The 7,641-nt window shown below is 69.3% G+C and carries 10 protein-coding genes; all 10 read left to right on the plus strand.

The window, feature by feature from the left end; translation table 11 throughout:
• Nucleotides 1–95 precede the first annotated feature (95 nt).
• Genes V7S47_RS24105 through V7S47_RS24150 form a run of 10 tightly spaced genes read left to right on the plus strand, consistent with a single transcriptional unit; the run spans nt 96 to nt 7,451 of the window.
• The gene (locus V7S47_RS24105; protein ID WP_336563973.1) at nt 96–461 is read left to right on the plus strand and encodes a hypothetical protein; all 366 of its coding nucleotides are present in this window, start codon (nt 96–98) and stop codon (nt 459–461) included.
• A complete protein-coding gene (locus tag V7S47_RS24110; protein WP_336563974.1) occupies nt 454–885 on the plus strand; it encodes a hypothetical protein in 432 nt (143 codons plus the stop codon). The genes V7S47_RS24105 and V7S47_RS24110 overlap by 8 nt, the downstream gene beginning before the upstream one ends.
• Nucleotides 886–933: 48 nt before the next feature.
• A complete protein-coding gene (locus V7S47_RS24115) occupies nt 934–1,632 on the plus strand; it encodes a helix-turn-helix transcriptional regulator (protein ID WP_090856159.1) in 699 nt (232 codons plus the stop codon).
• A complete protein-coding gene (sufB, locus tag V7S47_RS24120) occupies nt 1,629–3,047 on the plus strand; it encodes a Fe-S cluster assembly protein SufB (protein ID WP_090856163.1) in 1,419 nt (472 codons plus the stop codon). The genes V7S47_RS24115 and sufB overlap by 4 nt, the downstream gene beginning before the upstream one ends.
• A 52-nt stretch (nt 3,048–3,099) precedes the next feature.
• Nucleotides 3,100–4,272 (plus strand): Fe-S cluster assembly protein SufD, encoded by a 1,173-nt coding sequence (sufD, locus tag V7S47_RS24125; RefSeq protein ID WP_336563976.1) that lies wholly within the window; start codon nt 3,100–3,102, stop codon nt 4,270–4,272.
• Nucleotides 4,273–4,275: 3 nt separating this feature from the next.
• Entirely contained in the window at nt 4,276–4,611 is a 336-nt protein-coding gene (locus V7S47_RS24130) for a non-heme iron oxygenase ferredoxin subunit (RefSeq protein WP_336563977.1), read from the plus strand.
• Nucleotides 4,608–5,366 carry a Fe-S cluster assembly ATPase SufC gene (gene sufC, locus V7S47_RS24135; protein WP_336563978.1) on the plus strand — a complete coding sequence of 253 codons (759 nt, stop codon included), beginning with the start codon at nt 4,608–4,610 and terminating at the stop codon, nt 5,364–5,366. Before V7S47_RS24130 ends, sufC begins: the two co-directional genes overlap by 4 nt.
• Before the next feature lie 2 nt (nt 5,367–5,368).
• On the plus strand, nt 5,369–6,619 hold the full coding sequence (locus tag V7S47_RS24140; protein ID WP_336563980.1) for a cysteine desulfurase: 1,251 nt from the start codon (nt 5,369–5,371) through the stop codon (nt 6,617–6,619).
• A 3-nt stretch (nt 6,620–6,622) separates the two neighbouring features.
• The gene (gene sufU, locus V7S47_RS24145) at nt 6,623–7,078 is read left to right on the plus strand and encodes a Fe-S cluster assembly sulfur transfer protein SufU (RefSeq protein WP_336563981.1); all 456 of its coding nucleotides are present in this window, start codon (nt 6,623–6,625) and stop codon (nt 7,076–7,078) included.
• Nucleotides 7,071–7,451 carry a metal-sulfur cluster assembly factor gene (locus tag V7S47_RS24150; RefSeq protein WP_336563982.1) on the plus strand — a complete coding sequence of 127 codons (381 nt, stop codon included), beginning with the start codon at nt 7,071–7,073 and terminating at the stop codon, nt 7,449–7,451. The genes sufU and V7S47_RS24150 overlap by 8 nt, the downstream gene beginning before the upstream one ends.
• The last annotated feature ends 190 nt before the right edge of the window (nt 7,452–7,641 follow it).

The raw sequence follows: 7,641 nt of genomic DNA on the forward strand, positions 1-7,641 counted from the left end.
GCCAAGTGTAGGAAGTCACTCCCGCGCGGACCCTCCGGGGCCGTCCGGCGGGGCCCGCGTCGCGAGACCTGCCTCACGCGGCTAGCGTTCCGCCCGTGAACGTCTGGGTCCTGGGGCTGGTGCTGGCCCTCACCGCGGCCGCCGCCGTGTGGACGGTCGTGATGATCGTCCGCGACGAGAGCCCGCCGAGCGACCCCTACTTCGCGCTGCTCGGCGTCCTCGCGCTGGCGCTCCTCGGTCAGGTCGTCGGCGGCCTCGTCGCGCTCGGCGCGACCGAGCGGGACGTCGACGGCATCACCTTCGTCGCCTACCTGTTCACCGCGCTGCTGGTGCTGCCCGTCGGCGCCGGACTGGCGCTGGTCGAGCGGACCCGCTGGGGGACCGGGGTGCTGCTGGTCGCCCTGATCACCGTCGCCGCCTGCGAGGCGCGCCTGCAGTCGATCTGGACCGCCGGTGGCTAGCCGGGAGCAGGCCCCGCGGCCGTCGATCGACGAGCTGTCGTCCGGCCCGGGCCGGATCCTGGTCGCGGTGTACGGCGTGTTCGCGGTCGCCGCGACCGGCCGCTCGCTGGTCCAACTCGGCGTCGACGCGGAGAAGGCGCCGCTGGCGTACTCGCTCTCGCTCCTCGCCGCGGTCGTCTACCTCGCCGCGACCACCTGCCTGCTGCTCGGCGGTCGTCGCGCCTGGTCCGCGGCGGTGGTGGCCTGCTCCGTCGAGGCCGTCGGCGTCCTGGTCGTCGGCACGCTGAGCTACCTCGCGACCGACCTGTTCCCCGACAAGACGGTGTGGTCGCACTTCGGCCAGGGCTACGGCTTCCTGCCCCTGCTGCTGCCGTTCGCCGGCCTGGCCTGGCTGAGACACACGTCACCCTCCCGCCTGGGGTAAGGGTTGCCTTGCTTGAAGCGGGCAAAACAATAACGGCACACTGGTGTTGTGGAATTCGACGGGACGCACGACGAGCCGACGCGCGAGCGCGTCGCGCGGTCGATCCTCGTCAACGGACCGTCCACCGCCGCGGCCCTCGCGGAGCGGCTCGACCTGACCGCCGCGGCGGTTCGCCGCCACCTCGACCAGCTGGTCGCCGAGGGAGCCGTCGAGGCCCGGGACCCGCGCAGCGACGCCACCCGTGGCCGCGGCCGGCCCGCCAAGACGTTCGCGCTCACCGAGGCGGGACGCGACAACTTCGACCAGCAGTACGACGACCTCGCGGCCCAGGCGCTCCGGTTCCTGGCCGAGACCGGCGGCGAGGGCGCCGTACGGGAATTCTCGAAGCGCCGCGTGGCGTTCATCGAGGAGAGGTTCGCGGGCGTCAGCCAGGCCGATCCCTCGCTGTCCCCGGCCCAGGTGCTGGCTCAGGTCTTCACCGAGCAGGGGTACGCCGCGTCGGTGAAGCAGCTGCCGCTGGTCAACAAGCAGAGCGTGGGTGACCAGCTCTGCCAGCAGCACTGCCCGGTCGCGCACGTCGCCCACGAGTTCCCCCAGCTGTGCGAGGCCGAGACCGAGGCGATCAGCCGCGTGCTCGGCCGCCACGTCCAGCGCCTGGCCACCATCGCCCACGGTGACGGGGTGTGCACGACCTGCATCCCCACCGTTCCGACGACCACCGAGAAGAAGGAGCAGGTCACCACATGACCTCGATCGAAGAACTCAACCCGGAGCTGCAGGGCATCGGTCGCTACGAGTTCGGCTGGGCCGACAGTGACGACGCCGGCGCCACGGCGAAGCGTGGGCTCAACGAGGACGTGGTCCGCGACATCTCGGGCAAGAAGAGCGAGCCCCAGTGGATGCTCGACCTGCGCCTGAAGGGCCTGAAGCTCTTCGACCGGAAGCCCATGCCCACCTGGGGCTCGGACCTCGGCGGCATCGACTTCGACAACATCAAGTACTTCGTGCGCTCGTCGGAGAAGCAGGCCGCGACCTGGGACGACCTGCCCGAGGACATCAAGAACACCTACGACAAGCTCGGCATCCCGGAGGCGGAGAAGCAGCGCCTCGTCTCGGGCGTCGCCGCGCAGTACGAGTCGGAGGTCGTCTACCACTCGATCCGCGAGGACCTCGAGGAGCAGGGCGTCATCTTCGTCGACACCGACACGGCGCTGCGCGAGCACGAGGAGATCTTCAAGGAGTACTTCGGCACCGTCATCCCGGTCGGTGACAACAAGTTCTCCGCGCTCAACACCTCGGTGTGGTCCGGCGGCTCGTTCATCTACGTGCCGAAGGGCGTGCACGTCGACATCCCGCTGCAGGCCTACTTCCGGATCAACACCGAGAACATGGGCCAGTTCGAGCGGACCCTCATCATCGCCGACGAGGACTCGTACGTGCACTACGTCGAGGGCTGCACGGCGCCGATCTACAGCTCCGACTCGCTGCACTCCGCGGTCGTCGAGATCATCGTGAAGAAGGGCGCCCGCGTCCGCTACACGACGATCCAGAACTGGTCGAACAACGTCTACAACCTCGTCACCAAGCGCGCCACCTGCGAGGCCGGCGCGACCATGGAGTGGGTCGACGGCAACATCGGCTCGAAGGTGACGATGAAGTACCCCGCCATCTATCTGATGGGCGAGCACGCCAAGGGCGAGACGCTCTCCATCGCGTTCGCGGGCGAGGGTCAGCACCAGGACGCCGGCGCCAAGATGGTGCACGCCGCGCCGCACACCTCCAGCTCGATCCTGAGCAAGTCGGTGGCGCGCGGTGGCGGACGGACGTCGTACCGGGGCCTGATCCAGGTCAACGAGGGCGCCCACGGCTCGAAGTCCAACGTGCTGTGCGACGCGCTGCTGGTCGACCAGATCAGCCGCAGCGACACCTACCCGTACGTCGACATCCGTGAGGACGACGTGTCCATGGGTCACGAGGCGAGCGTCTCGAAGGTCTCCGACGACCAGCTCTTCTACCTCATGTCGCGCGGCATGGAGCAGGACGAGGCGATGGCGATGATCGTCCGCGGCTTCGTGGAGCCGATCGCCAAGGAGCTCCCGATGGAGTACGCCCTCGAGCTCAACCGGCTCATCGAGCTCCAGATGGAAGGGGCGGTGGGCTGAGCCAGCCCCGCCCCGTCCCGCATCCCCGATCGAGAAAGAACGCGTAGTGACTGTGACTGATGCTGCCCGCGAGAGCGTGGAGTCGGCCCTCGAGCAGGCGCCGGTGGTGAGCCACCTCAACCCGCCGCCGTCGTACCTCCTCGGTGACCACCCGATCCCGACCGGCCGCGAGGAGATCTGGCGGTTCACCCCGCTCAAGCGGCTGCGCGGGATCCTCGAGGGCGAGGCCTCGGCCGACCACCTGACCTGGGAGACGTCGCTGCCCGAGGGCGTGACGCTCACCGAGATCAGCGCCGAGCAGGCCCTCGAGATCGGGGAGCTGGCGCCCAACGACCGGCCGTCCGCGCTCGCCGCGGCCAACACCGGGGCGGCGCTGCTGCTCGACGTGCCCGGCGACACCGAGCTCACCGAGCCGGTGGTCGTCCGCCTGCACGGCGAGTCGGTCGACCACCTGGTCTGGGGTCGGCTCATCGTCCGCGCGGGCCGGTTCTCCCAGGCGACCGTGGTGATCACCCACACCGGCTCCGCCCGCTACTCCGCCATCACCAGCGTGCTGGTCGGCGACGGTGCTGACCTCAACGTGCTGACCCTGCAGGACTGGGACGACGACGCGGTCCATCTCGGCCGCGACGCGATCCGGGTCGGCCGGGACGCGCACGTGCGCCACACGTCGGTCTCCTTCGGCGGCGACCTGGTGCGCATGCACGCCAACGTCGAGTACGCCGGCCCCGGCGGCGAGGCCGAGCTGCTCGGCCTCTATTTCGCCGACGACGGTCAGCACCTCGAGCACCGGCTGTTCGCCGACCACACCGCTCCCAAGACCAAGAGCAACGTCGTCTACAAGGGCGCGCTCCAGGGCCAGGGTGCGCACACCGTGTGGATCGGCAACGTGCTGATCCGCAAGGTGGCCGAGGGCATCGAGACCTACGAGGAGAACCGCAACCTGGTCCTCTCCGACGGCTGTCAGGCCGACTCGGTCCCGAACCTGGAGATCGAGACCGGCGAGATCGAGGGCGCCGGCCACGCGTCGGCGACGGCCCGGTTCGACGACGAGCAGCTGTTCTACCTCCGCTCGCGCGGCGTCTCCGAGAAGGAGGCCCGCCGCCTGGTCGTGCACGGCTTCTTCAACGACCTGATCCGCAAGATCGGCATCCCCGACATCGAGGAGAAGCTCCTCGAGACCGTCGAGGCCGAGCTCGCGAAGAACGTCCTGAAGGGCCTCTGACCGATGCCGTACGAGCGCGCCTGCGCCCTCGCCGACGTCCCCCTCGACGAGGGGCTGGCCGTCGACGTCGGCCGCTACACGCTCGCCATCGCCCGCGACGGTGACGAGGTCTACGCGCTGCAGGACCTCTGCTCGCACGCCGCCGTCGCGCTCTCCGAGGGCGAGGTGTCCGACTGCCAGATCGAGTGCTGGCTGCACGGTTCCCGCTTCGACCTCCGCACCGGCAAGCCCACCGGCCTCCCGGCCACCGAACCCGTCGCGACCTTCCCCGTGGAGATCCGCGAGGACGTCGTCTACGTCGACGTCACCACCACCCTGAACGGAGTCACCCCCTCATGAGCACTCTTGAGATCAAGGACCTGCAGGTCTCGGTCAGCACCGACGACGGCCCCAAGGAGATCCTCAAGGGCGTCACGCTGACGATCGACGACGGCGAGACGCACGCGATCATGGGCCCCAACGGGTCCGGCAAGTCGACGCTCGCCTACTCGATCGCCGGCCACCCGAAGTACGACATCACCGGCGGCTCGGTCACCCTTGACGGCGAGGACGTCCTCGCGATGTCCGTCGACGAGCGGGCCCGCGCCGGGTTGTTCCTGGCCATGCAGTACCCCGTCGAGGTGCCGGGCGTCTCGGTGTCCAACTTCCTCCGCACGGCCAAGACCGCCATCGACGGCGAGGCCCCCAAGCTCCGCACCTGGGTCAAGGACGTCAACGCCGCCCTGGAGCAGCTCAACCTGGACCCGACCTTCGGCACCCGCTCGGTCAACGAGGGCTTCTCGGGTGGCGAGAAGAAGCGCCACGAGATCGCCCAGCTCGAGCTGCTGGACCCGAAGGTCGCGATCCTCGACGAGACCGACTCGGGCCTCGACATCGACGCGCTGAAGGTCGTCTCCGAGGGGGTCAACCGGTTCCGGGCCAAGGACGGCAAGGGCGTCCTGCTGATCACGCACTACACCCGCATCCTGCGCTACATCCAGCCCGACCGGGTCCACGTGTTCGTCGACGGCAAGGTCGCCGAGTCCGGTGGTCCCGAGCTGGCCGAGGAGCTCGAGGCGAACGGGTACGAGCGCTTCCTCACGGCGGCGGTCTGAGCATGACCCAGACCCAGCTGGCCGGCCTCCTCCCCGAGCTGGAGGTGATCCGCGCCGACTTTCCCATCCTGTCCCGGACCGTCGCGGGCGGGCTGCCGCTGGTCTACCTCGACAGCGCCAACTCGTCGCAGAAGCCGCAGGTCGTCATCGACACGATGGTCGACCACCTCGAGCGGCACAACGCGAACGTCGCGCGGGCGATGCACACGCTCGGCGCGGAGGCGACCGAGGCCTTCGAGGGTGCCCGCGACCAGGTCGCGGCCTTCCTCAACGCGCCCTCGCGCAACGAGGTGATCTTCACCAAGAACGCCACCGAGGCGCTGAACCTGCTGGCGCGCACGATCGAGCTCGGTCCCGGCGACAACGTCGTGATCACCGAGATGGAGCACCACTCCAACATCGTGTCGTGGCAGCTGGCCTGCGAGCGATCCGGCGCGGAGCTGCGCTGGTTCGGGCTGACCGACGACGGCCACCTCGACCTGTCGAACGCCGACGCGCTCGTCGACGAGCACACCAAGGTGGTGGCCTTCACCTGGGTCTCCAACATGCTCGGCACGATCAACCCGGTCGCCGACCTGGTCGCGCGGGCGAAGGCGGTCGGCGCCTACTCCGTCGTCGACGCCTCCCAGGCGGCCCCGCAGCTGCCCGTCGACGTGGCAGCGACCGGCTGCGACTTCCTGGTCTTCACCGGTCACAAGACGGTCGGACCGACCGGCATCGGCGTGCTCTGGGGACGCGAGGAGCTGCTCAACGAGCTCCCGCCGTTCCACGGGGGAGGCGAGATGATCGAGACCGTGACGATGGCCCGCTCGACCTACGCCCGGGCCCCCCACCGCTTCGAGGCCGGCACGCCGCCGATCGTCGAGGCGGTCGGCCTCGGTGCGGCGGTCGACTACCTCGGCCACGTCGGCCTGAGCGCGATCCACGCCCACGAGCAGGCGATCACGGCGTACGCGCTCGAGGGCCTCGCGACGGTCCCGGGGCTGAAGGTCCTCGGCCCGCTCGACGCGGCCGAGCGCGGCGGGGCGATCTCGTTCGAGCTCGACGGGGTGCACCCGCACGACGTGGCGCAGGTGCTGGACTCGCGCGGCATCGCCGTACGCGCCGGGCACCACTGCGCCAAGCCGGCCCACGCCCGCTTCGGCGTGCAGAGCTCGACTCGGATGTCGTCGTACCTCTACACGACGCCGACGGAGATCGACGCGCTGGTCGAGGGCCTGGAATACACCCGCTCCTACTTCAAGTTGGGCTGAACGATGACCCAGGAGCTCGACGCGCTGTACCAGGAGATCATCCTGGACCATTACAAGAACCCGCACCACAAGGGACTGCGCGACCCCTACGAGGCCGAGGTGCACCACGTGAACCCGACCTGTGGCGACGAGGTGACGCTGCGCGTGCACGTCGCCGACGGGACCGTCGCCGACGTGTCGTACGACGCCGTCGGCTGCTCGATCTCGCAGGCCTCGGCGTCGGTGCTCACCGACCTGGTGATCGGCAAGCCGGTCGCCGAGGCGATGGCCATCCACGAGTCGTTCCTGACCCTGATGCAGGGCAAGGGCACCGTGGAGCCGGACGAGGACGTGCTCGAGGACGGCATCGCCTTCGCCGGCGTCGCGAAGTTCCCGGCCCGCGTGAAGTGCGCACTACTGTCGTGGATGGCCTGGAAGGACGCCACGGCCCGATCTCTGGAGGACTCTGCACATGGCTGACACCGGATCCATCGACCACAGTGACCTCCCGGAGGTCCCCGAGGTGACCGGCGGGGGAGTCTCCACCGTCTCCGTCGACGACGTCACCGAGGCGATGAAGGACGTCGTCGACCCCGAGCTCGGCATCAACGTCGTCGACCTCGGCCTGGTCTACGGCCTGCACCTCGACGAGGGCAGCAACCTGGTGATCGACATGACGCTGACCTCGGCGGCCTGCCCGTTGACCGACGTCATCCAGGACCAGACCAACTCCGCCCTGGAGGGCCTGGTCAACGACGTCGCCATCAACTGGGTCTGGATGCCGCCGTGGGGTCCCGACAAGATCACCGACGACGGTCGCGAGCAGCTCCGCGCCCTCGGCTTCAATGTCTGAGGTGCTGCGGTGAACGAAGTGAGCCGCGGCAACCCGAAGAGGTCGAGCAAGCCCCGCGACTGAGCCTGCGAGGTCGCGGTGGGTGTGTCGAGACCGTGATCTGCTGTCGCGATCGAAGTGAGCCGCGGCAACCCGAAGAGGTCGAGCAAGCCCCGCGACTGAGCCTGCGAGGTCGCGGTGGGTGTGTCGA

It is taken from the genome of Nocardioides sp. CCNWLW216 (genome assembly GCF_037120545.1).
Taxonomy (GTDB): domain Bacteria; phylum Actinomycetota; class Actinomycetes; order Propionibacteriales; family Nocardioidaceae; genus Nocardioides; species Nocardioides lianchengensis.